Origin of the sequence: Microcoleus sp. CZ3-B2 (assembly GCF_036705055.1) — a bacterium.
Lineage (GTDB): Bacteria > Cyanobacteriota > Cyanobacteriia > Cyanobacteriales > Microcoleaceae > Microcoleus.
In genome coordinates this window covers 85,666-107,556 of the sequence record NZ_JAUBTN010000013.1, presented here as the reverse complement: position 1 = coordinate 107,556, position 21,891 = coordinate 85,666, and the positions used below count along the sequence as shown (strand labels likewise).

Here is a 21,891-nt window from a genome sequence, read left to right as displayed (position 1 = left end):
GCGGGAAGAAGGCAACAGATCGCGATCGGCTTTGTTGATATCTTTTTGTTTAGTCTGGTTTTTTGCTCCTGTGTTTATAATGTAACAAAAAGTTGAAATTATGTTAGCTCAAAAATTAGAACAATTAAAAGATATTTTCGCGCAGATGGAACGGGCGCTGATTGCCTACTCTGGCGGCATTGACAGCACTTTGGTGGCAAAAATTGCTTGGGACGTTTTGGGCGATCGCGCTTTGGCAGTTACCGCAGTTTCTCCGTCTCTACTGCTAGAAGATTTAGAAGATGCGCGCATTCAAGCAGCAGAAATTGGCATCGCCCACGAGGAAGTCGAAACTCAGGAAATGGCAAATCCCAATTACACTTCTAATCCGGTTAATCGCTGCTATTTCTGCAAAAGCGAACTGCACGATACTTTGAAACCGCTAGCACGAGCAAAGGGTTATCCTTATGTGGTGGATGGGGTAAATGCAGACGATTTAAAGGATTACCGTCCGGGAATTCAGGCTGCGAAGGAACGCGGCGCGCGATCGCCTTTAGCAGAAGTCGGCATGACTAAATTTGAAGTGCGGCAGTTAGCAAAAGAATTGGGTTTGCCTTGGTGGGACAAACCGGCTCAACCTTGTTTGAGTTCGCGCTTTCCTTACGGCGAAGAAATTACTGTTGCCAAGTTGCAAAGAGTGGGGCGCGCCGAACGGTATTTGCGGCAGTTGGGGCTGAAGAATTTGCGAGTGCGATCGGATGGAGATACGGCACGAATTGAACTGCCGCCGGAGCAGATTCAGGAGTTTGTGATAAATACGGATTTGCCTGGATTGGTGGCGGTGTTTCAGGAGTTTGGTTTTGTGTACGCGACTTTGGATTTGGAGGGGTTTCGCAGCGGCAAATTAAATCAGGTTTTGCAACCTGAATTGTTGGCGGCGAAAGGTTAATTAATTATCCTGAAAAAATGTCACTACAACCGTGTCTTCGTCGCGATCGCATTTAACTTGAAAACGGCGCTGAGGATAAAGCGATTTTAGGCGACTTTCCCACATCTGAGCTAATGCTTGTCCTAAATACAATAAATTTTCACTGCTAGCGTTTTGGGCACCGGGGAGAATGTCATCAACGTGCTGGTGGTTCATCACCTGCTCAATTGCAGCGACATCATTCCCCAGTTCGATTTTCCACTGTTCGTAGATTTGACTGTTAAAGGCTTCGGACAAAAAGATGCCGCCTTCATGTTCGACAAAATCTGGCCAGAATAGTTTTGTGAAAGCTATGGCAATTTCAATATTAGCAGATCCAAAAAGATAATCCCAGAGTGAAAAATCATCGCCGTTGGCTTTTTTCCACTGCTGGAAATCGCTGAGTTTATCTGCATTCAAGGATATTTGTTCGATGAACATAATTTCTAGGGTATTTCATCCAATCTAGCTGGCCTAACTGTTTTCTCAGCTTGCACGTAAATGTCTCCTGCTGAGTTTTGGTTGTGTTTGTATTCAACGGCGTGAGGTGTCGGCACATTTGCATGAGCCCTTCCTGTCAAGTCTACTCGCTTAATTGCCCGTCCACTGTCATCGTATACGATATAGCTGGTAATGTTCTTGCCATCCATGCGGTAGAGTAAGTTTTGGGCACTTACTCCATCTAGAGGAAATCTGCCACTTACCTGGGTTCCGACGGCTATAAGGGTGCTAGCGGGGATGCCAACTGTCCAGTCCACTGGTTTAGACATATATAAGTCCTAAATTACTTTGCGACCTCAGTTTGATATATGTATGGGTGAATAATCTGGGCAACAATATTCGTGACATCGCCCCTGAATTAAAGCAATAGCATAAACTAAAGTAGCAGCAAGAGTAACAGCAAGAGTAGCAGCAAGTTTTATGAAAGTTAAATTTAAATTAATCTCGGCCGTCTTGGCTTTGTTGTTGTCGGCGTACATCCCGTTTCGGGGGTTGGCTAACCCGCAACCTTCGGGGGACACTGTTAGTTCTGCACTCTGGTGGCAAGCTTCGGTTTACAATCAGGTACAACAAATTAAAGAGCAGCAATATGAAGGTTGCGTGTGGGGCGATTCTATTTCTTCGGCTTTGGGCGATTCTTTGGGAGAAAAAAACTTTAATTTTGCGATCGGCGGAATGAGCTCTGTTTCGCTGCTAGAACAGCTAAAATTGGTAGTGCCGCAGGGCTTTACCTGCAAAAAATCGATTTTGGCGATCGGCACAAATGATGCTATGTATGGCATTGGCGACGAGCAGTTTGTCAGCAATTTGAAAGAGGCGATCGCAATTATGCGATCGATCGGCAGCAAACAGATTATTCTAATTCCTGCTTTTTATTCAACTCTTGCCGCCAGCCACAATCCTAAATTTGCAGGAACAATTGCTAGAGTTGACGAAATCAATGTTCTCATCAATAAAGTAGCAGCCGAAGAAAATATAACCGTGGAATCTAGCGGCATACAAGCCTTATTTAAGGACAAAGCTCTAAATACAGATTTAACAATTGATGGCGTTCACCTCAATGCCAAAGGTTTAGATATATATAGAAAAGTTTTGTTAGATATTTTAACTCCTCCCTTAACAACCCGCAAATTTTTTGATAGAAAATCTGTTTAAGTTATTACTTTTAAAGTCCGCAGGCGCGGACTTTATTATTCGCGTACTCGCAATTAAAAACCGCAATCAAATTCGTTTTTAGCGAAGACTTCAGTCCTCAAAAGTTGACAAAATTAGGTCATTTTACCGAAGATGATATCAAGGAGTAGTTGTCGTAGTTTGTGGCTGCATTTGCTGTAGCTGAAGTTGTTGCTGCTGAAGTTGAAGTTGCTGATTTTCAACATTTATTTGTCGCTGTCTGTCTTCAAGTTGCAAGCGTCTGTCTTCAGCTTGCTGCTGTCTGTCTTCAGCTTGCTGCTGTCTATCTTCAGCTTGTCTTTGTCTCTCTAGCTGTCTGTCTTCACGTTGCTCTTGTCTGTCTTGACGTTGTTCGCGAAGCTGTCTGAGTTGATTTTTCCGCTCGAAATCTCCTCCCAAAAATAAGTTTTGAAAAGCGTTGATGGTTGCTTGAAACCCAGTAAAAACTCCGCTAACAGCGTTGATCCCTGTGGCAACTCCTATCACTGGCTGCAAGAAACTGTTGATATTGTCTCCTACCCTGGTATAGCCCGATCGCGCTACGAGAATCACATCATTGTTGCGGAGAACTGGGTTATTGTCAGGATTCAACCCTTGAGCAAAATCCACATCGATAGTGCGGCGAGTAACAGTACCGTTGGGGTTCAAACGCAACAGTTCCACCTTGTCTTTTTTCGCCCGCAATTGATTGAAACTGCCTGCAGTGAGCAAAGCTTGGTGCAGGGATGTACTGGGTTTAACCAGTAAAGCTCCAGGCCTGATTACTTCCCCCACAACATTGATGCTAATCGCGTTTGGAGAGAAACTCGTACTTCCGATTTGGGAAACTTCAGTCAAGTCTACAGTAGATGCTGTCGGGATGATTACGCTATCTCCTTCTTGCAGCAAAATATCTTGAGTTGAGTCGCCTTTTTGCAGCAAATCCCACAGATTTACCATGATGGTTTGTTCGTTGCCGCCTTTGACTTGGCGGCGGATTTGCACGCGGCGGATATCGGCTTCTGTAGTGATACCGCCGGCAATTTTGAGGGCTCTAGTTATTGTTGGCAAGCCCACAACCGCCCCTTGCTGCTGGTCGATAGATACAAAACTCAACTCTGTTTGTTGGTTGGTCGATCGCACATCCGAAGCAAATACAGTATAAGGCCCTGGCCGGTTCACTTCTCCAACAATTACCACACCAATTGGTTTAGTAATATCAGCGGAAAAATTAGCACTGGCTCTTTGACGGACTTCTTGAGTATTCAGGGCACTTGCTGTCGGTACAAAAATTGTATCGCCATCTCGGATAGTGACATCTTGGCTCAAATTTCCCGTGTCTAAAAAATCCTGCAAATTAACAGTAGTAACTTGCTCAGCACCTCCTCTGCGGGAACGGCGAATTTGGACGTTTCGCATATCTCCTGCTGATGTCACCCCTTTTGCAAGTTGCAGCATTTCCATCAAAGTCGGAAATTTTACTCCTCCTCCGCTTCCTTCTCTGGCGGGATTAATTTTGTAGGAACCGGGGCGAGTAACTTCACCTGCAATACCTATATTTAGGGGGCGAGCGAGCATCAGAGTCACGGTGACAACGGGAACATTAATGAAGGGTTCGTAGCGCTTGGTAATGACGTTAGCGGCTTGTTGCAGCGTCAATCCTTGAATTGAGACGCTGCCAATGATTGGCAAATTGAGCGTCCCGTCAACTAACACTTGATATTCTTTGCTGAATTCTGGAACGCCGAAGATATCTAAAGCAATGCGATCGCCCGAGCCTAAAGTATAAGCTGCTTCTTGTGTCAGCGCACCCGAATTTCCTAGAGGCAAACTCGAACCCGGAGGAGGAGGTGGTGGTACTCTCCGCTGGTTTGGGTTGCCGCTGGGTGCAGGATTTCTGACTGCAGGCAACTGAGCTATACCGGGCAGCGAACTGTTCAGCACCAGGAGGGCTGACAAACTCAGATTTGTAGCGGTTTTAACGGTATGTTTCATCTTTGTTTCCTGGTTGCAGCCTGCCAATGAATGAGAGCAAGTTAGCCCGTTGATTTTAGGTTATTTTCCCTGTTGTCTAGTGTAGCCTCGCTTGGTTACAAAATCCACAGGTGGAATCATAAAATTGTGAGGCAATCGAGATCGTTTTTTGTAAAGAAAGTGTAAAGCCAGCAAGCTGTTGTTAGAATTAGGAGCTTGTTTGACCAAAATTATTTATACACAACTCAGGATACAAATCAACCTGCTACAGAAAAGGGAGAGAAACAAATCGCCTTGATTCGATCGTCCGTGGAGGGGGTAAGCACCGGGGCACTACCTCTACAAAACCCGGTTTCTTTGAAAATAGTGGCTGCTTTCTCGATACATTGATGAAGAAACTGGGTTTTTGAACTGATCCGCGCAAGTCCTGTTGATGTAAAATATTAAATAATTCTCTCTGCGGGACAAAGAACAAGTGTCACTAAAATTGGATAAAGTAATTCCTTGGGGACGCTGCTTGGATGAATACATAGGAATGTTTAGCCTGATATCAACCGATCTCAAGCTAGCAATTCTTGATTGTGCGGGCGGCCCGGCGAGTTTTAATGCCGAAATGACTCGCCAAGGTAAAAAGGTAATTTCTTGCGATCCAGTGTATCAGTTTACGGCGGTGGAAATTGGCGATCGCATCCAAGAAACATATCAAACTGTGATAGACGGTGTTAAGGCCAATGTAGACGGCTATTTGTGGAACAGTTTTGAATCGCCGTACCAGCTAGGTGAAGTGCGGATGAAGGCGATGCAGGAATTTTTAGCAGATTTTCCCTCTGGTTTGGAGCAAGGCCGCTACATGAATGCTGAATTGCCGATTTTGCCTTTCAATGACGGTCAGTTTGATTTAGCTTTGTGCAGCCATTTCTTATTTGCTTATTCTCATTTGCTTTCGGAAGAATTTCATTTGCAAGCAATTACTGAAATGTGTCGGGTTGCGAAGGAAGTTCGGGTTTTTCCGCTGTTGCAAAGTTTTAGCGGGGAGGAATCTGAGCATTTAAACCAGATTATTGCTGAATTAAAAAAGAGAAGTTTTCGTGTAGAAATTCAAGAGGCTCCCTATGAGTTTCAAAAAGGTGGAAATAAGATGATGAGAGTTAGGGGGTAAATGTAAGTTACCGGCCGAATGTAAGTGGCCGGGCGAAGGGAATTCGCGGCTATATAAACGATGTCCGCCTCTGCGGACTGGAAGAAGTTACCGGGGGTGAAAAAACTTTCCTACAAAAAAGAAATTAGAGGTTTTTACCTGTAGGGACACGGCACTGCCGTATCCGGCAATTTATGATTGTGACAGATAATTTATATATGCTTAATAATGGTAGCAACAATTTGTCACGCATGGTATTAATTTAATCAGACCCTGATACCATGCTTGAGCGCGATCGGGAGTCGTGAATTGAGAAAAGTTCAGAAACGCTGCATCAGCTTCAGATTGAGCTGTACTGGAAAAGTCAATGCGATAGATTATGCTTCCAAAGAAAGTCCGTATTTCTGGTTTTGTCGATCTATAAATTCTTCCAGACTAGAAAATTGGCCCCGATCGAACTCATCAAGTCCGTGTTGAATCCCTTCCAATGCCTCGAAGAAATCGCTTTCATCAAAGCTAAGTCCGAATGCGAGAACAGCTAAGGCAATACTTGTTATATCTTGTCCTGTACTTTCAGCCCGTTGGCGGAGCAGTGCTTCGAGTTTGGGGGGTAAGGTGAGTGTAAGGGTCATAAAAGTTATGATGAATGGTTAACTTTATTTTGTAACTCTATTTTGGCATAGGTAGCCAAAACGATCGCTTCCTAAACTATCTGCCCATTGAGGCGATCCTTCGGCCTGTCTTGTCTGATAATCTTGCAAGGCTGCGAGACTCGCGCGCGATCGTTTGTTCTTCGCCCAGGGGTTGAAACTCGTTTGCTGTGTCAATTTCTCCACTAATTCTAATCAAAAACCGCAGAGCTTCATTCACTGCTTCAGAATCGGGAAACATCTCTGCAACATTCGGTGATCAATGAATATTTACACCACCAAATGTCTTTCGTCCAGATCCTACCCTTCTTACACGCAACTTCCTCAAATCATATTCCGACCGAAGCTCATCGTCCATCGCTGTTTCATCCTTATTCATAAATTTCTCGCTCCACTCGTATTACTTTTCTAGCGCTAATCAAATGAAGAAAATCAGCTCTTTTTGTATACGACACTATCAATAAATTACCTTGCTGGGACTCTCTAACAATAATATAGCGATCTTCTTCATCAGAGCGATCCGGATCGTAAAAATCGACGTAGAGGCGATCGTCAAAAACCGTTCTGGCTTCCTCAAATGAGATCCCATGCTTGGACAAATTTACCGCAGCCTTGTTTTCATCCCACTCGAATTTTATAAAGATCCTAAATCAGCATCTTTGATATAATATTACATCAAGAAGCCAAACTAAAACCAACTCATGCCGCAAACAGTCTGGATCGCACGACACGGAAACCGCATCGACTTCGTAAACCCCGACTGGTTTCTCACCGCAGAACACCGCTACGATCCGCACCTTTCCGAAGACGGTCACGTTCAAGCCAAACAACTCGCCAATCGCCTCAAAGGTGAAGGAATTTCTCACATTTTCGCTTCCCCTTTTCTGCGAACTGTCCAAACTGCCAATCACGCGGCAGAAGCTCTTGATTTGTCGATAAAATTAGAGTGGGGACTTTGCGAATGGCTGAATCCTGAATGGATGACGGAAATGCCGGAAACTGAGTCTGTCGCAGATTTGTGCAGGCGTTTTCCGAGGATTGATGCTGCTTACAAAGGCGGTATTGCTAGTTATCCCGAAACCGGAGAAGCTTGTCTCAAAAGGGCTGGGGAAACTGCTAAACGCCTCGCTGCTGAGTTTCCCGAAGATATGTTATTAGTAGGTCACGGTGCTTCGGTTTTGGGAAGTGCGATCGGGCTGGCGGGCGGTGTTGAAACGGAAATTAACGCTTCTCTGTGCTGTTTGGTGAAAGTGGTGCGCGGTGAGGGCGAATGGTCGATCGCACTTAATGGCGATACTTCTCACCTCACCGACTCTGAAACCGCAATCCGCTTTAATTAAAGATGAGATTCGTGCAAAAAATCGCATTTTATGCTATCTGTGTAAGGTGCACACTGCACACCCTACGTTTATTGAATGTCGATCGCACATTATAAATCGAAAATCTTAAATCGGTATGGCTGGACACAGTAAATGGGCGAATATTAAACGCCAAAAAGCTAGAGTTGACGCTGTTAAAGGCAAGATTTTTGCTAGAATATCTCGCGAAATTATTGTCGCCGCCCGTAGCGGAGTGCCCGATCCCGCCGGCAATTTTCAACTGCGGACAGCTATTGAAAAAGCCAAGGCGGCGAGTATTCCTAGTGAAAACATCGAAAGGGCGATCGCCAAAGGTGCCGGTTTAGCCGGGGGGAGTTCGGAATTAGAAGCTATTCGCTACGAAGGTTACGGCGTGGGAGGTGTTGCGATACTGATTGAAGCGCTGACAGACAACCGCAACCGCACCGCGGCTGACTTGCGAGAAGCTTTTAGTAAAAATGGTGGCAATTTGGGCGAAACTGGTTGTGTGGGCTGGATGTTTGACCACAAAGGAGTTTGTACGATCGGCGGCCCCATTGATGAGGAACAATTGTTTGAAGCTTCCCTAGAAGCCGAAGCCGAATCCTATGATTTGATATCAATTGATGAGGATACTGAAGGTGCAGAGGTTTTTACAAATGTGGTTAATTTGGAAAAGCTTGCTGATGTTTTGAAACAACAAAGTTTTACAGTTTTGCAGTCAGAAAATCGCTGGATTCCGAGCAATACAGTGGAAATAGAAACTCCTGAAAAAGCCAAATCGCTCCTGAAGTTAATGGACGCGCTGGAAGATTTGGACGACGTGCAAAGCGTGACGGCTAATTTTGAAATGACCGATGAATTGATGTCGGCGATTATGACTTAAACTCCCTTGGTTCCTAGTGAGAACTTTAGTCCGCATCCCCGATCCAATCTATGACTTACGAATCAAAGCTAAGAAACCGGGTTTTACCGAGGCTGCGCTCAGAAACTCGTTTTTTGTTAAAAAAAAAACGGTTTCTGACTGCCCTTGCGTCCATAAATTATTTTCTTCCAGTCAGCAAATAAGTAACCATATATCCCTTTCCCTTGATTTGAATTGCGCCGCGCTTCTGAAATGTATATTTATCTTTTAATATTTCGTAGGTTTCGGCGGTGACTTGAATGCAGCCGGTAATCCCGTGGGATTCCATGCGCGAAGCAATATTTACTGTGTCGCCCCAAAGGTCGTAAATAAACTTTTTTAGGCCGATGACGCCGGCAACTACAGGGCCGCTGCTAATGCCGATCCGAATGCTGAAAGGTTCCGAATGCTCTAAACTCAGCAGCCGAATTTCGTGCAGCATATCGATCGCCATATTGGCGATCGCCTCGGCATGATCTTCTCGCGGCGTAGGTAAACCGCCGACAACCATGTAAGCATCACCAATAGTCTTAATTTTCTCTAAACCGTGGCGATCGGCCAAATGGTCAAAAGCCGAAAAAATATCGTTGAGAACTTCCACCACCGCAGTAGCCGAAATTCTCGACGAAAGCTCTGTAAACCCCACAATGTCAGCAAACATCACAGTTACTTCCGCAAAACTTTCGGCGATATTGTGTTCGTTGTCCTTCAAACGCAGGGCGATGGCTGCCGGCAAAATGTTCAACAGCAATTCCTCGGATTTACCTTGTTCGAGTTCCAACTGTTGGTAAGCAGTCTGCAACTTTTCGGCTTGGCTAATTCTTTCTCGGGCTAGCTTTTCGATTTGGGCGGTGCGGCTCAAAGCTGTCAGCATATATGTCACCGGAATCAGAGTCCACAGCATCCCCATCGTCAGAGTTCCCCAAGAGCGCCAGTGCTTGCGAATCTTGCGAATTTCCGGCGTTGCTGACACGTACACTGACCACTGGCGGCCGCTAATTTTTACCAGCCTTTGGCAGGCTTTGCGATCGAGGTCTCGATCGTCTTGAATCGGGCAGTTTGACCGGAGAGCGCGTTCTGCTGCGGCCGATGCGGTCAGCACTTGTTGGAGATCTGGCTGGAAAATCAACCCAAAATGCTGAATTTGGCTCCTAGCCGCCTGATTTTTGACAACTCGGTTCCCCCTTAGCGGTAACAGCGACCGTGCTTCTTGCTTGTCTGAAGCCTCGTTGCCGAGATAAATAGTGAGGTATTCGGTATTGCGTCCTTTTAAAGAAGCTTGAAAAATATCTTTGCCTCGAAATATGCCCAGAACAAATCCTTGCAGCAGTTGGCGGCGGGATTCGAGGGTAGTCGGTTTAGCGCTGTTTTGGTAAATCGGAACCATTACCAAAAGACCGGGTTCCGGGAAATTTTCCTCAGTTAGGCCGATGTAGCTGGTGACAGTCATTTCTCCGGTATCGCGCGAGCGATCGAGAACCGCGCTGATTTTTGGGGCAGAGGCTAGGTCAAAGCCCAATGTTGTCTCGTTTCCGGCTGTTGGTTCGACGTATAAAGCCGGGAAGTATTCGGAACGCTGGCTGGCCTTACGCAGTTCTCCTCGGGGGCTGCGCTCTGTAATCTCGAAGCTGGAGTCGGTTTCCGTTCTGGCTTTGGCTTCGTAGTTTTGCCGCTCGGAATTGGGGACGCGGGGCACCCAAGCCAACAGTTGCAGGCTGGGGTGGACGGATAGGGGACGGCCGACAAAGCTGGCAAAAGATGAGCGCTCGACGGCGCTGAAGGCTTTCATGTAGTCGCTGAGGGCGAGCACTGTGTCTAAGTCGGAGTTTAGCTGGCGTTCGATGCCGATCGAAATATCGTCTATGCGGCGGTTCATTTCGTAGTCGCGGCGCTTGTCTTCCCAGTCCCAAACCAAGGCAAACGCTAGGGCAGACATTCCCACACCCAAAACGAGCGTCAACCCGGCTGGAATGTAGCGAGACCAGGAGAAAGGTAGTTTTTTCAGCATAATTGCCTAGTGATTGACACTCTCCGGCGTGAACGCGCGGAGATTCTTTAATTTACGAGCCGACTTGCTGAGGCAGGATTTCTCCAACGACAGTAGAGGTTAACTCTCCTAAAGCGTTACTTGGCTCAAGACCAAAGGTTCCGATATGCCCTATCGTACCCAATCCCCGACTTAGGATGTTTCTAGCTGCATTTTCGTCACGATCTAAAACACAACCGCACTTACAAACGTGCGTTCTTGTAGATAGCGTTTTCTTTACGATTGCACCGCAGACGCGAGCATTCTTGGCTGGTATATTGCGGATTTACCGCCACCGTGATTTTCTCAAATACTTTTCCGAAGTATTCAAGCCAAACACGAAATTGATACCAAGAAGCATCGTTAATAGACTTAGCTAAGCAATGATTCTTCACCATGTTTTTGATTCTCAAATCTTCGTAGACGACTACATCGTTTGATGAGATTACGCACCTTGCAAGTTTTATTGCATGGTATGAGCGCTGTCTACTTATTTTGAGGTGGCGTTTGCCTAGAATCTGCCTAGCTTTGCCCCTGTTATTTGAACCTTTAACCTTTCTGGATACGCGGCGTTGAGCGCGTTTAAGAACTTGATCACCTTTTCTCAGAAACCTCGGATTTTTTACCGTAGTTCCGTTCGAGTCGGTGTAATATTCTTTTAATCCCACGTCTAATCCGATTGTAGTACCATTCGGTTCTGTATTTTCCCTTCTGTTAACATCCACACAGAATTGGACGTACACACCATCTGCTCGTTTAACCAATCTCACCCTTTTTATTTGATTGATTTGGTAGAAGTGCAAGTCGCGTGTACCTTTGAGCTTTAATCGCCCAATCCCTTTTTTGTCGGTAAAATTTATCGATTTCCGATCTTCAGCTAGTTTCCATCCAGACGTTTTGTACTCTACCGAACGACAGTCTTTCTGGAATTGTGGATACCCTTTTTTACCTGGAACATTCTTCTTGCAGTTGTCGTAAAACCGGGAGATAGCAGACCATGCTCGCTCTGCGCTCGATTGTCGAGCCATTGAGTTTAGTTCCGAGGCAAAAGGAAACGTAGCCGCAAGTACAGCGCAGTATTTATTCAAGTCGTACCGACCCACTTTTTTGTGATCCATCCAATATCGCAAACAGCTATTGCGGATGAATTGAGCGGTACGAATTGCTTCATCTACTGCGTTGTACTGATTCTGCTTGCCGTAAGATTTAAACTCAAAAACTAACATGGCTTTACCTCACGTTTTTATATTATATCGTTTGACATAAGTTTGACATAAGATTGTTCGATAAGTCAAAAAAGTTTACAATGATGAAACAGGAAGCTTACGCTTGAGGCTAAAGCCTCCCGCGACCTTTCATCCCCGGACTGAAGTCACAGGGTTTTCAGCTTATTTCTTATAAGGGCAGCAGATGGGCGCACCGCTGAATGCGATTAATTTTGGCCTCTGAGTGTTGTTAATTCAAAACCCCGATAACTCAAGCACCGATGGCAATTGGGCATTAAAAGTTAGATATTTAAACTTTTAGCTAAATTTCCATCCTTTACACCGGAATTTCAATCCAAAATTCCGCTCCCTGTCCGGGTCGAGAGATACACTGCAAACTTCCCCTATGTTTTTCTACCACAATCTGATGGCTGATGGACAACCCCAAGCCTGTGCCAGACCCGACCGCTTTGGTCGTAAAAAACGGGTCAAACAGCCGCTTGCGAACCTCTTCGGTCATTCCCGGGCCGCTGTCGGCGATGCAAATGACAAGGCGATCGCACTCACTCAGCTTGCTTTGATTGTGGCTTGTCAACCCGGCTTTTTTCATTTCTGTGCGAATCACGATCGTCCGGGGTTGCGGTTGGTTTTCTAGAGCCTCGATCGCATTGCCGATAATATTTAGAAATACCTGGTTTAACTGCACCGCACAACAGTCAATTTTTGATATTTTTCCGTAATCTTTAATAATTTCAATCCGGCTTTTGGGATTTTCTTGATGCAATTTATGCTGCAAGATTAATAGTGTGCTGTCAATTCCTTCATGAATGTCTACCAACTTCATTTCTGATTCATCCAGTCGCGAAAAATTCCTGAGCGACAACACAATTTTACTAATTCTTTCTATCCCTACTCTCATGGAATGTAACATTTTTGGCAAATCTTCCTTGAGAAAATTTAACTCTAACTCCTTAACCTTTTCAACAATTTGAGGAGCTGGGGACGGGTAGGATTCCTGGTAGAGATTCAAGATTTCTATTAAATCGTTAAAATAGTTCTGGGTGTGAGAAATATTGCCGTGAATAAAAGTTGCAGGATTGTTGATTTCGTGGGCAATCCCGGCCATCATTTGACCGAGGCTCGACATTTTTTCGGATTGAACTAATTGGATTTGAGCGTATTGGAGTTGTTCGTAGGCTTCTTGCAATTGAGTCGCTTGTTTTCTCAATTGAGATTCGGAAGCTTGGAGTGCTGCTGCGGAAATTTTGCGGTTGGTAATATTTTCAATCATCCCTAGTTTGTAAAGAGGTTTTCCTTCGCCATCTCGAATCAGAGTAGATGTCACGTTTACCCAAACAATTTTACCTGTCGCCGCCATCTGGCGGATTTCGATTTGATAGCTGGCAATTTCTCCCCGATAAAGAGCAGCAGCCACTTGGAGTTCTTGGGCTCGATCTTCGGGATGTCCAATTTCTATAAATGTTTTACCTAACAATTCGGCAGCGGAAGAACCCAGCATTTGGCAGAAATTTTTATTAACTCGCACTAACTGGTTATCCTCTAAATTGGCTAAGTATATCCCTATGGGTGCATCTTCAAAAATTTTGCGAAATAGTTCCTCGCTACCCCGGACTTGAGCTTGCAGGGAAAGCCTGTCGGTGATGTCTTCAAAGGTAGACAAAATCCCGACTACATTGTCGTAATTGTCGTGTAAAGGTATTTTATTTGTATCCACCCAGCCTTGGGTGCCGTCGGCTTGCAGTTGCGGCTGGATAATGTGATATTCTGGGGTGTTGGTTGCCATGATGCGGTGGTCGCAGGCTCGAACAAATTCTGTTTCTTCTGGCTTCCAAGGCATATCGTAGTCGGTGAGACCGACGATTTCACTGGGATGATTGAAACCTGCGATTTTGGCAAAGTTTTTGTTACCTCCCAAGTAAACTGAATCTCGATTTTTCCAGGTGATTAACTGAGGGATGTTGTCTATCACCAACCACAGCATTTTTTGCGAGGCGTACAAGGCTTCTGTGCGCTGCAGGACGCGCTTTTCTAGTTCTTGATTGGCTTGTTGTAGGGCGATTTTTGACTCGCCTAGGGCGATTTCTGCTAGCTTGCGATCGCTAATATCGATGGTTACTCCCTCCCAAAGCAGATCGCCGCCCGGTTGCAGTTCGGGGCGGGCAATGGCGCGAATCCATTTTAATTTTCCTGACTTGGTGACGATCCGCCCTTCATAGGTCCAAGGTTGTAAATTTTCCCCGGAAATAGCTAGGGATTCTAATAAAGGTTTTATGTCGTCTGGATGCACCAACGACCACATAAAAGTTGAGTTTTTTTTCAGTTTTTCCGGTTCTAATTCGTAGAGTTCCCAACAGCCGGAACTGACATAAGTGAATTGATTGGAACCGTCGGTACGCAACAAGTATTGATAAATCATTCCGGGCAGGTTGGCGGCCATTTTTTGAAATCTGGCTTCGCTGTGCCACAGTGCTGATTCTGTTTGTTTGCGATCGCTAATGTCGATCAACAAGCCGTCCCAAATAATATCACCTTTTTTGCCAATTTCTGGTCGGGAAGCCCCGCTAATCCACTTGATGCGATCGCCCGGAAAAACTAATCTGCCTTCCCAGCGCCAAGGTTCTAATGTTTTAGCTGACACAGCCAGAGATTCGTGGAAGCTTGGCGCGTCGTCTGGATGAAGCATTTCGATCGCGCCAATAGCAGAATTTTGGAGCACCTCTGGTTCTAATTCGTAGAGTTCGCGGCAGCCGGAACTCACGTAGGGAAATGACAAAGTTCCGTCTGCTGCTAGCTTAAATTGATAAATCATGCCGGGAACGTTGGCGGCTAATTTTTGAAATCTCGCTTCGCTGACTCTGAGTGCTGTTTCTGCTTCTACGCGATCGGTAATATCGTAAAATGCCGATAAAATTGCCGCTTCACCGTTAAAATTAATCGATCGCATCGACATTTTTACCCAAAACAAACTGCCGTTTGCTTTTTTGAGGCAGATTTGTTGACCGTCGCTAAACCCCTTTTCTTTGACTAATTCTAGCAATTTATGGCGCTCGCTCGCGTCGGCATAAAAATCGCTCTTTTTGCTGCCGATAAACTTTTCGGAGTTCAAACCAAAAGTTTCGCCTAGGGCGGGATTTGCGTACAATATTGTGCTGTCTGACTGGCAGGTTATTAGGATAGGAACGGGAGTTGTAGTGGCGATGGCCCGCAATCTTTCCTCGCTTTCTTGCAGGGCTGTTTCGGCTATGATTCTTTTGGTAATATCATTTTGAACTCCGATAAAATGAGTTAATTTTCCCTCGCCATCTAGAACGGGGGAAACGGTTAATTCGTTCCAAAAAGGAGTTTTGTCTTTGCGGTAATTTTTGAGAACAACCTTAATTTCTGTTCCCGATCGCACACTGCTGCGGAGTTTGTCTAATTCGGCGCGATCGGTATCGGCACCCTGCAAAAATCTGCAGTTGCGTCCCATAACTTCTTCGGTACTGTAACCCGTCAATTTCTCAAAAGCCGGATTGCAGTAAATAATAGGTGTATCAGGGCTGTTAGCATCTGCAATCAGGATGCTGTTGCTCGACGCGGCGATCGCCCGTTCTAGGAGAGACAGGTGGAAAGAGTCTGTTATCATGAGTGGTAATACCCAAACTCCGAAGGAGTGGACAGAACTATAAAAAAGTTTAAAGAGATTGAAGTATTCTTATTTTATAGTCTTATTTTTAGTTTAACCTAACAAACTCAGCAGCCCCTAAAAGCCGACGGAGGAATGAAGCGCGGGCGAATGGAAGAGCGTGCGCACAACAATACGGTTCAGTTAAGCCCGGAGATCCCCCCTAGCCCCCCTTAAGAAGGGGAGTAGGGGGTGGGACAAGAATGCTGTCAAAGTCCCCCGACTATCCGGGGGATTTAGGGGAATCTCCGGGGAATAAATAGCGCGAACCCAAGCGTATTTGCCTATACAAACAAAACCAGGATACTGCCCGGTCTTCTTGAATCGAAAATCAAAACTCGAAAATGATATAACCATTCTAAACCGACAAGTTAATGCAAGAACCCTGAGCAGTTTTGCTTACTTCAATCCTGGCTTGAAAAACTTCTTTAAGCTGCGCCATGTGGGTGACGGTGAGGATACAGGCGAAATCAGGAGCGATCGCATTAATTGCAGCAATCAGCCGATCGCACCCTTCCGCATCTTGAGTCCCAAATCCCTCATCAATAATCAACATTTGCAAAGCCGTACCCGCCCGCTGAGACAACAATCTCGCCAGCGCCAGCCGAATCGCAAAATTAATCCGAAAAGCTTCACCGCCAGAGTAAGTTTCATAGGGGCGAGTACCGCGAGCATCAGCAATTAAAATGTCTAAAGTATCAATCAACTTAGTTGCTTTTTTAGAAGCAGCCGCCCGCTGAGTAATAAATTGAACGTGCAACTGATTCGCGCTCAATCTCGACAAAATATGATTAGTTTCCGCTTCTAGTTGAGGTAAAACATTTTCAATCATTAAAGCTTGAATGCCGTTTTTGCCAAAAGCTTGACCCAACTCTTGATAAACTCGATATTGGCGCTTTGTAACTTGTATTTGCTCTTTTTGAGCTACTAGCTGAACTTGCAGAGATTCCAAATTTTGCTGTTGCTGCTGGAGTCTTCCGAGACTTCCCAAATGTTGGTCTAACTGCTGGCGGCGGCGGCTTATTTGCTGTTCTACAGCGCTGATGCGAACAGTTGGATCGGGATGTTCTTGTAACTGCTGGTTCATCGCGGAAGTTTGAGCGCTGACAGCTTGCAAATCTCGATCGCGCACGGCGATGGAATTAGCAATTTCATTAATCCGCTGCTGCACTTGCGGGTACTGCACAGTTGCCGATCGCAATTTTTCGGCCCTAGCGATCCAAAATTGCGTCCGGCGCATTTCGCTGCGGACGTGTTCGTGCTGTTCCAAATTATAGCCAACTTCCGCAATGTATCTATCTAAAGACAGAATTTGCTGCTGAATTTCCGAGCTATTTTTTTGCTGTTCTAACTGTTGTTGTACGGCGGCTAATTGAGTTTGCAAATCCGGGCGGCGGGTATTAATTTTATCCAGTTTTTGCTGAGCATCTTTGATTTGAGCTTGCTTAATTTCCGCCCACCGCAAGCGCTTTTCATCGCTGCGGGCGAGGGAGTGACTGCGATCGCTATAATTGAGCTGTTGCAGTTGCTGTTCCACTTGCTGTAGTTCGCCCAAATCATCGACTGCATACTCGCCGGTACTCAGCAACCGCTCTATTTCCTCCGCATCTTGACGCATACTTTGCAGCCTGTTTTCGTCTTGATCCAGGCCGTCTAATTGTGCTTGCAAATGGCTGCGGCGTTCCCGCAATTCTTGATAGGGCGCTAATTCCTGTTCTAGTTCGCGGTATTCATGTCTGAGGACTTGAATTTCGCGATCGGAAACGGCCAACTGTTCGCGCACAACCCACAGTTGGTTCCAAATTTCTTGCTGTTGGGAGTGGTGTTTTGCGACTACCAAATTCCAGTAGTGTTCGTCTAAAGGTCGATCGCACAAAGGACAATTGCCAAAATTTGCATCCCGCACCATCAAACGCGAATTCGATTGCTCGTTTTCCTCAAAATTCGAGACTGTAGCTTCGCCTGCGCTGGTTTCTCCTTCATTTTTTCGCAGCAGTTGCAGTTTTTGGTCGATTTCGGCGAGTCTGGTTTGATAGTCGCGGCTTTTGGCTTGCAGGTTTTCCAGAAAGCTGTGCCTTTCTTGGCCTTTTTCGCGGACTCGTTCTTGATAAACTCGCTTGTTTTCCAACTGCAAAATTTGATTGGCGATGGCGGAGATTTCCTGCTGCAATTGCGGCTGTCGCTGCTGCTGCTGAACTTGCACCTGTCGGTTGATTTCCTCTAAGCGGGCTGTTAAACCGGCGCGGGCGCGATCGAGCTTTTGTTGCTTTTGCTGCTGCTGTTGTAGCAGCGGCGAAACTTGCAATTGCAGTTGGTCGAGTTCGCTGAGGCGCGATCGAACTGCTTGCAACTGTGCGAGTCCTTTGTCAACCTCCGGCTGCTGTTTGAGAACACCTAGAACCTCTTTTTCATCCTGTTCTAAAACATCTAATTGAGCTTGTAACTGCTGAATTTTGTTTTGCAAAAAGCTCAGTTCGTCGCGCTGCTGTTCTTGTAATTGCTGGCGCTGATTTTGGGCTTGTTGGTTAACCTTAAATTTTCCAGCTTGAGCTTCTTCTGTGGCTTGTAAATCATGGAAATACGCAATCCCCGCTGTTATTTCATTTTCCTGTTCGAGTAGGGCTTGCAGCTCATTTCCCTGCTGTTTTGCCGCAGCGAGTTCTTGCTGCAGGCGGCGGCATTCTTGAGAAATATTGTAGTGCTGTTGCTGGTGGCCGGCGAGGAGTTTTTGCCAAGTTTGGCGGTTGTGGTGCTGGAGTTGCAGTTGCTGCAATTCTGCAGTGTCGGCTTGCTGCTGCTGCTGAAGCAAATCGGTTGCTTGCTGCAATTGAATTTGTTCGTCGCAGATTGCCTCTTTTTGTTGCAGTTGCTCTTGTACGGTTTGCAAACTGTGTTTGAGGACTTCGACTTTGGCTTTAAATTCTCTGGCTTTTTCCTTGGCTTGTTCGGCTAAAGTGTCGTATCGATCGAGTTTGAGGAGGTTGGCTAAAACTTGCTTGCGGTCGATCGGCTTTTTGAGCATAAACTCATCAGCACGCCCCTGCCGCAAATACGCCGAGTTAATAAAAGTATCGTAATCTAATTTGATATGTTCGAGGATTTTCTGCTGAGTATTTCTCAGCCCCTTGTCGGTGAGGGTGCGAAAACAGAGTTCCTCCTGAGTCGGCGCAGCATTCAAACTAACTTGAAATTCTAAACTTCCCGATTGTCCGCGCCTGCGGTTGCGAATCACCCGGTAGATTTGGCCGCCGGTGGAAAAAGTGAAATCAACGCGCACGTCAGTTTCGCCGATATGAATGATATCGTCTTCTGTATCGCTGCGACAACAGCCCCAAAGCGACCAGGCGATCGCCTCTAGCAGAGAGGATTTGCCAGCACCGTTAGGCCCGCAAATGCAAGCGGTGTGCAGGCCGCGAAAGTCTAAAGCAGCTTCGCGATAGCTGAGAAAATTTTTGAGTGTAAGTTGTATAGGAATCATTTAGGCCATCGCGCCATACAATCTATCTATAAATAACACTATTTGTGTGCTGTTGGCTAGTTATTCAATCCAGATCCAAAACAATTGTCAGTGCTTCGGAAATGTCTTCCATAATTGTATCGGACAGGGTTCCGAGCGATCGGACAAATCTTTGTTGCGAGACGGAACGAACTTGAAAACAGTCGGCCGCTGAGAGTTTCGCCAAGCCATTTTCGCTACTTGGTTCTAGTGGAACCATCCAATCAAGCGGGGAAAAAAGATCGTTCCATCCTGTAATTGGAACAATTACTTTGAGCCGCAACTTTCCCACTTCATCATCGCTGACAACCACAACAGGTCTAGTTTTGCCGATTTCATCTCCCACAGTTGGATCGAGTCTAACGAGCCAAATTTCGCCCTTACGCATTGGTTTTTACCCCTGCGCTCAGGTATTCTTCATCTGAATCGAAATACGGTTCGCTGTCGGGCGACCACAAATCGTGCAGCGGCCCTCCTGGTTCATACAAAGGAACCGCTGCTTCTGCGGCGGCTCTGAGTTTCAGCTTTCTCTCGGCTTTGCGCTGGGCTTTTTGTTCTATGTCGTCGCGCATCATCCGCGAGGCTGTTTCGATGATTTCTAGGCGTTCTTCTGCTGTCAGATTTTTGAGTGCGGCTAAGATTTCTGTTTTGGTCACGGTTTTTTTGGGGTGATTGGTGAAAAAGCGCGATCGATACAACCATCATTATATCTTTCACAAAAATCCCTCTGGGCGATCGCAGTTAATTTGGCACCTCATTCTCCGAATTTCCGCGTTTGGCGAATTGCTTTTTCTTGTACGGGCGATCGACCTTACGGATAGTTGTTAGGATTTTCAACTATCAAACCCTCACTTGTTGCTGCTGCATTTAACTCCCCATCAGCAGATACAAAAGTCATCGCAGGCAAATTGTTAGCTGTGCAGAGGTTATTTATGCTACAGCTTGTTGCTAGCTGCACAGCATCATAGCCTCGCAATCCGTAGGTTTCAGCTAATGCCATTGCAGAGTTAATAATACTTTCGGTGAATTATACAACTTGATACTCAGATTGCAGGTCACTCCTGAACTGATTGCACGCTGCTGTAGCATCTGTCGCATTGATACTTCGGCCGCGCGACCTTCTGGTAATTGCAGCAACAATTTCCACACTGGTAATACCAGCAATCAAGATATCGTTGTTCAGTGCAGGATCGAACAAATTCAAAACCCATCCCGAACCTATTTCACTAATGTAGCGTTTGACCAGCGCGCTGCTATCTACAAAATAAATTGTCATCTAGCGGCGTTCCTCAATAATTGTCTCAGAAACAGGCTGCCCCTGTACCGGAATTAGTCGCCTTTGTGTTTGCTGAGTCCAAGAAGAATGCTTGATTTTTTTGACTAAACCAGAAGTTAACAGCGCTTGGTGAAATCTTGTGCGTTGAGCAGCTTGTTATTTCTGAGCCAGAGAGTTCCCAATAGCGCGCTCTAGTTGCTGCAGTTCTAGCACTTCCAGGGTGTCAAGCTGATTGAGGATTTTGTTGAAGATTCCCTGCGACATAGGATTCTACTTTTTAGTAAGGCTAGTTTATCTATTATACAACTAAGTGTTCTCCAAATTGCCATGTTATCCGAATAGCCGTGTTCTCGATTGCTGTTGATTTTCCACCATCAAAAAAGGGCTGACTGTATTCCTACAGTCAACCCCGCGCTTATTTACTGATCGTGCGTTTGCTCAAATAGCAAAACTATCTAGCAATATTCGGGAAGGTATAGCCGACACCGACTAACAATCCCACATCAGTTCCGTCGAGAAAACCCACATTCAGTGCCGCTGTGGCTGTAAAATTCCTCGACAGCGGTACATCTACACCCCCAGTAAGCAGGAAGCCAAAATTACCGTTATCGCCCGTAGAAACGGCTACGCCAGCACCTGCATAAGGAGCAGCAGTAATCACAAAATCATCGCTGACTTCGACAGCTTCTTTCGATACAAAATCGTAGGTAACGGGGACGAGAACAGTTAAGTTATCGCGGAACAAAACACTCGGTCTCACCGAGAAATTGTTAGTCAAACCAATTTTGCTAATAATCGCAAATGAAGTGTCGCCTAGGGCTGAATCTCCGCCAAAACCTATATTACCGCCAATGCCTATGTAGCTCGGCCCAGAACGGGTAGCTCTGCCCGGTCTAATGGTGGGGACTTGAGCTACTTTTTCAGTTGGTTCGGAGACTGCTGCGGGTTTTTCGGCAAGTTTCGGTTGGTTTGTCAGGGTTTTGGCGGAAGTGCTGACAGGATTGCTTAACACTTCTCGCGCTGTTTTGACTTCTTTTTCTTCCTTTGCTGCTGTCAGTTCCAAGTTGGGGCGATCGAGCTTTTCGCCCATCTCCACCTTGGGCTGCACTTTGACGCTATTATCCGCAATTTTAGGTGTTTCTTCCGAGTTTTGTTTCTCGGCAGCAATGGGCGCATACTCCATTTTTGCTGTTTCTGTCCCAGCAATTTCTGATGTTGTTGCTACAGATTCCGACTGTGCAGCCACAGATGCTGGCAAGTTGGCGGCTGGTGCGGAGGCTGCTGTCTCTGCCGGTGTTGTTAGTTCGCTCCAACTGATAGAATCAATTTTTGTATTAGTAGCGATGGTTTCTGCATCGGGTTTAACCGCTGAAGTTGCCACAGGCTCAGAAATTTGGTCAATATTTTGAGCCGTCGCCTTTGTCGCTGTACCGACATCGGGCAAGTTTCCAGTTTCAGCTTTTGCTGGCATGATACCGCAACAAACTGCTAAAACTGCAAGATTTATTAGCGCAAAAGTAGACTTGGAAAATAGACTATTCATAGACACTCCTCAAGGAACGGTGTATTAAAAGTGTAAGTGTTGGAGGGCTCCTGTTGAG

Annotated in this window: 20 protein-coding genes and 1 pseudogene; 6 read left to right on the top strand and 15 right to left on the bottom strand. The window is 45.9% G+C overall.

What is annotated here, in order from left to right:
• The first annotated feature begins 100 nt into the window (after positions 1 to 100).
• Entirely contained in the window at positions 101 to 928 is an 828-nt protein-coding gene (gene larE / locus QUA97_RS08625) for an ATP-dependent sacrificial sulfur transferase LarE (RefSeq protein WP_194067089.1), read from the top strand.
• Here the strand turns inward: larE and QUA97_RS08620 are convergent, their stop codons facing one another.
• Positions 929 to 1,387 (bottom strand): hypothetical protein, encoded by a 459-nt coding sequence (locus QUA97_RS08620; protein ID WP_194008008.1) that lies wholly within the window; start codon positions 1,385 to 1,387, stop codon positions 929 to 931. It abuts the gene before it with no gap.
• Positions 1,388 to 1,392: 5 nt separating this feature from the next.
• Positions 1,393 to 1,716, bottom strand: coding sequence for a polymorphic toxin type 24 domain-containing protein (locus QUA97_RS08615; RefSeq protein ID WP_194008007.1), 324 nt, complete (start codon positions 1,714 to 1,716; stop codon positions 1,393 to 1,395).
• 151 nt (positions 1,717 to 1,867) lie between these two features.
• Here QUA97_RS08615 and QUA97_RS08610 point away from each other — a divergent pair, with 151 nt between their 5' ends.
• Positions 1,868 to 2,602, top strand: a complete 735-nt coding sequence (locus tag QUA97_RS08610; protein WP_194067088.1) for an SGNH/GDSL hydrolase family protein — start codon at positions 1,868 to 1,870, stop codon at positions 2,600 to 2,602.
• Positions 2,603 to 2,740: 138 nt separating this feature from the next.
• On the opposite strand, the gene QUA97_RS08605 is transcribed toward QUA97_RS08610, so the two are convergent.
• Positions 2,741 to 4,594 carry a polysaccharide biosynthesis/export family protein gene (locus QUA97_RS08605; protein ID WP_194067087.1) on the bottom strand — a complete coding sequence of 618 codons (1,854 nt, stop codon included), beginning with the start codon at positions 4,592 to 4,594 and terminating at the stop codon, positions 2,741 to 2,743.
• A 454-nt stretch (positions 4,595 to 5,048) separates the two neighbouring features.
• Here QUA97_RS08605 and QUA97_RS08600 point away from each other — a divergent pair, with 454 nt between their 5' ends.
• Positions 5,049 to 5,732 carry a class I SAM-dependent methyltransferase gene (locus QUA97_RS08600; RefSeq protein WP_194067086.1) on the top strand — a complete coding sequence of 228 codons (684 nt, stop codon included), beginning with the start codon at positions 5,049 to 5,051 and terminating at the stop codon, positions 5,730 to 5,732.
• 356 nt (positions 5,733 to 6,088) lie between these two features.
• On the opposite strand, the gene QUA97_RS08595 is transcribed toward QUA97_RS08600, so the two are convergent.
• From QUA97_RS08595 to QUA97_RS08585, 3 genes are all read right to left on the bottom strand, one after another.
• A complete protein-coding gene (locus QUA97_RS08595; protein WP_194067085.1) occupies positions 6,089 to 6,343 on the bottom strand; it encodes a hypothetical protein in 255 nt (84 codons plus the stop codon).
• A 76-nt stretch (positions 6,344 to 6,419) separates the two neighbouring features.
• Complete coding sequence (locus QUA97_RS08590) at positions 6,420 to 6,602, bottom strand: hypothetical protein (protein WP_333194376.1); 183 nt, start codon at positions 6,600 to 6,602, stop codon at positions 6,420 to 6,422.
• A gap of 130 nt (positions 6,603 to 6,732) precedes the next feature.
• The gene (locus tag QUA97_RS08585; protein ID WP_333194380.1) at positions 6,733 to 6,999 is read right to left on the bottom strand and encodes a BrnT family toxin; all 267 of its coding nucleotides are present in this window, start codon (positions 6,997 to 6,999) and stop codon (positions 6,733 to 6,735) included.
• Positions 7,000 to 7,062: 63 nt separating this feature from the next.
• Here QUA97_RS08585 and QUA97_RS08580 point away from each other — a divergent pair, with 63 nt between their 5' ends.
• Both QUA97_RS08580 and QUA97_RS08575 read left to right on the top strand, forming a co-directional pair.
• Positions 7,063 to 7,701 carry a histidine phosphatase family protein gene (locus tag QUA97_RS08580; RefSeq protein WP_194067084.1) on the top strand — a complete coding sequence of 213 codons (639 nt, stop codon included), beginning with the start codon at positions 7,063 to 7,065 and terminating at the stop codon, positions 7,699 to 7,701.
• Between the two features lie 115 nt (positions 7,702 to 7,816).
• Complete coding sequence (locus tag QUA97_RS08575; protein ID WP_194067083.1) at positions 7,817 to 8,584, top strand: YebC/PmpR family DNA-binding transcriptional regulator; 768 nt, start codon at positions 7,817 to 7,819, stop codon at positions 8,582 to 8,584.
• Between the two features lie 157 nt (positions 8,585 to 8,741).
• Here the strand turns inward: QUA97_RS08575 and QUA97_RS08570 are convergent, their stop codons facing one another.
• The 6 genes and pseudogenes from QUA97_RS08570 to QUA97_RS08545 all read right to left on the bottom strand — a co-directional run bounded on the left by QUA97_RS08570 (position 8,742) and on the right by QUA97_RS08545 (position 19,670).
• Complete coding sequence (locus tag QUA97_RS08570) at positions 8,742 to 10,610, bottom strand: adenylate/guanylate cyclase domain-containing protein (RefSeq protein ID WP_194067082.1); 1,869 nt, start codon at positions 10,608 to 10,610, stop codon at positions 8,742 to 8,744.
• A 52-nt stretch (positions 10,611 to 10,662) separates the two neighbouring features.
• Positions 10,663 to 11,854 (bottom strand): annotated as a pseudogene (locus tag QUA97_RS08565) (RNA-guided endonuclease InsQ/TnpB family protein).
• 316 nt (positions 11,855 to 12,170) lie between these two features.
• A complete protein-coding gene (locus QUA97_RS08560) occupies positions 12,171 to 15,479 on the bottom strand; it encodes a PAS domain-containing sensor histidine kinase (RefSeq protein WP_333194375.1) in 3,309 nt (1,102 codons plus the stop codon).
• A gap of 397 nt (positions 15,480 to 15,876) precedes the next feature.
• Positions 15,877 to 18,996, bottom strand: coding sequence for an AAA family ATPase (locus QUA97_RS08555; protein ID WP_194067080.1), 3,120 nt, complete (start codon positions 18,994 to 18,996; stop codon positions 15,877 to 15,879).
• Between the two features lie 64 nt (positions 18,997 to 19,060).
• Positions 19,061 to 19,402 carry a type II toxin-antitoxin system PemK/MazF family toxin gene (locus tag QUA97_RS08550; protein ID WP_333194374.1) on the bottom strand — a complete coding sequence of 114 codons (342 nt, stop codon included), beginning with the start codon at positions 19,400 to 19,402 and terminating at the stop codon, positions 19,061 to 19,063.
• Positions 19,395 to 19,670, bottom strand: a complete 276-nt coding sequence (locus tag QUA97_RS08545) for a hypothetical protein (protein WP_333194373.1) — start codon at positions 19,668 to 19,670, stop codon at positions 19,395 to 19,397. Before QUA97_RS08545 ends, QUA97_RS08550 begins: the two co-directional genes overlap by 8 nt.
• Positions 19,671 to 19,682: 12 nt before the next feature.
• Here QUA97_RS08545 and QUA97_RS08540 point away from each other — a divergent pair, with 12 nt between their 5' ends.
• A complete protein-coding gene (locus QUA97_RS08540; RefSeq protein ID WP_228049902.1) occupies positions 19,683 to 19,835 on the top strand; it encodes a hypothetical protein in 153 nt (50 codons plus the stop codon).
• Here QUA97_RS08540 and QUA97_RS08535 read toward each other — a convergent pair.
• The 3 genes from QUA97_RS08535 to QUA97_RS08525 all read right to left on the bottom strand — a co-directional run bounded on the left by QUA97_RS08535 (position 19,826) and on the right by QUA97_RS08525 (position 21,761).
• The gene (locus tag QUA97_RS08535; RefSeq protein WP_228049901.1) at positions 19,826 to 20,014 is read right to left on the bottom strand and encodes a type II toxin-antitoxin system VapC family toxin; all 189 of its coding nucleotides are present in this window, start codon (positions 20,012 to 20,014) and stop codon (positions 19,826 to 19,828) included. The two genes, QUA97_RS08540 and QUA97_RS08535, sit on opposite strands and share 10 nt — an antisense overlap.
• A gap of 27 nt (positions 20,015 to 20,041) precedes the next feature.
• Positions 20,042 to 20,290 carry a type II toxin-antitoxin system VapC family toxin gene (locus QUA97_RS08530; protein ID WP_228049900.1) on the bottom strand — a complete coding sequence of 83 codons (249 nt, stop codon included), beginning with the start codon at positions 20,288 to 20,290 and terminating at the stop codon, positions 20,042 to 20,044.
• A 451-nt stretch (positions 20,291 to 20,741) separates the two neighbouring features.
• Positions 20,742 to 21,761, bottom strand: coding sequence for an outer membrane protein (locus tag QUA97_RS08525; protein WP_228049899.1), 1,020 nt, complete (start codon positions 21,759 to 21,761; stop codon positions 20,742 to 20,744).
• Positions 21,762 to 21,891 lie beyond the last annotated feature (130 nt).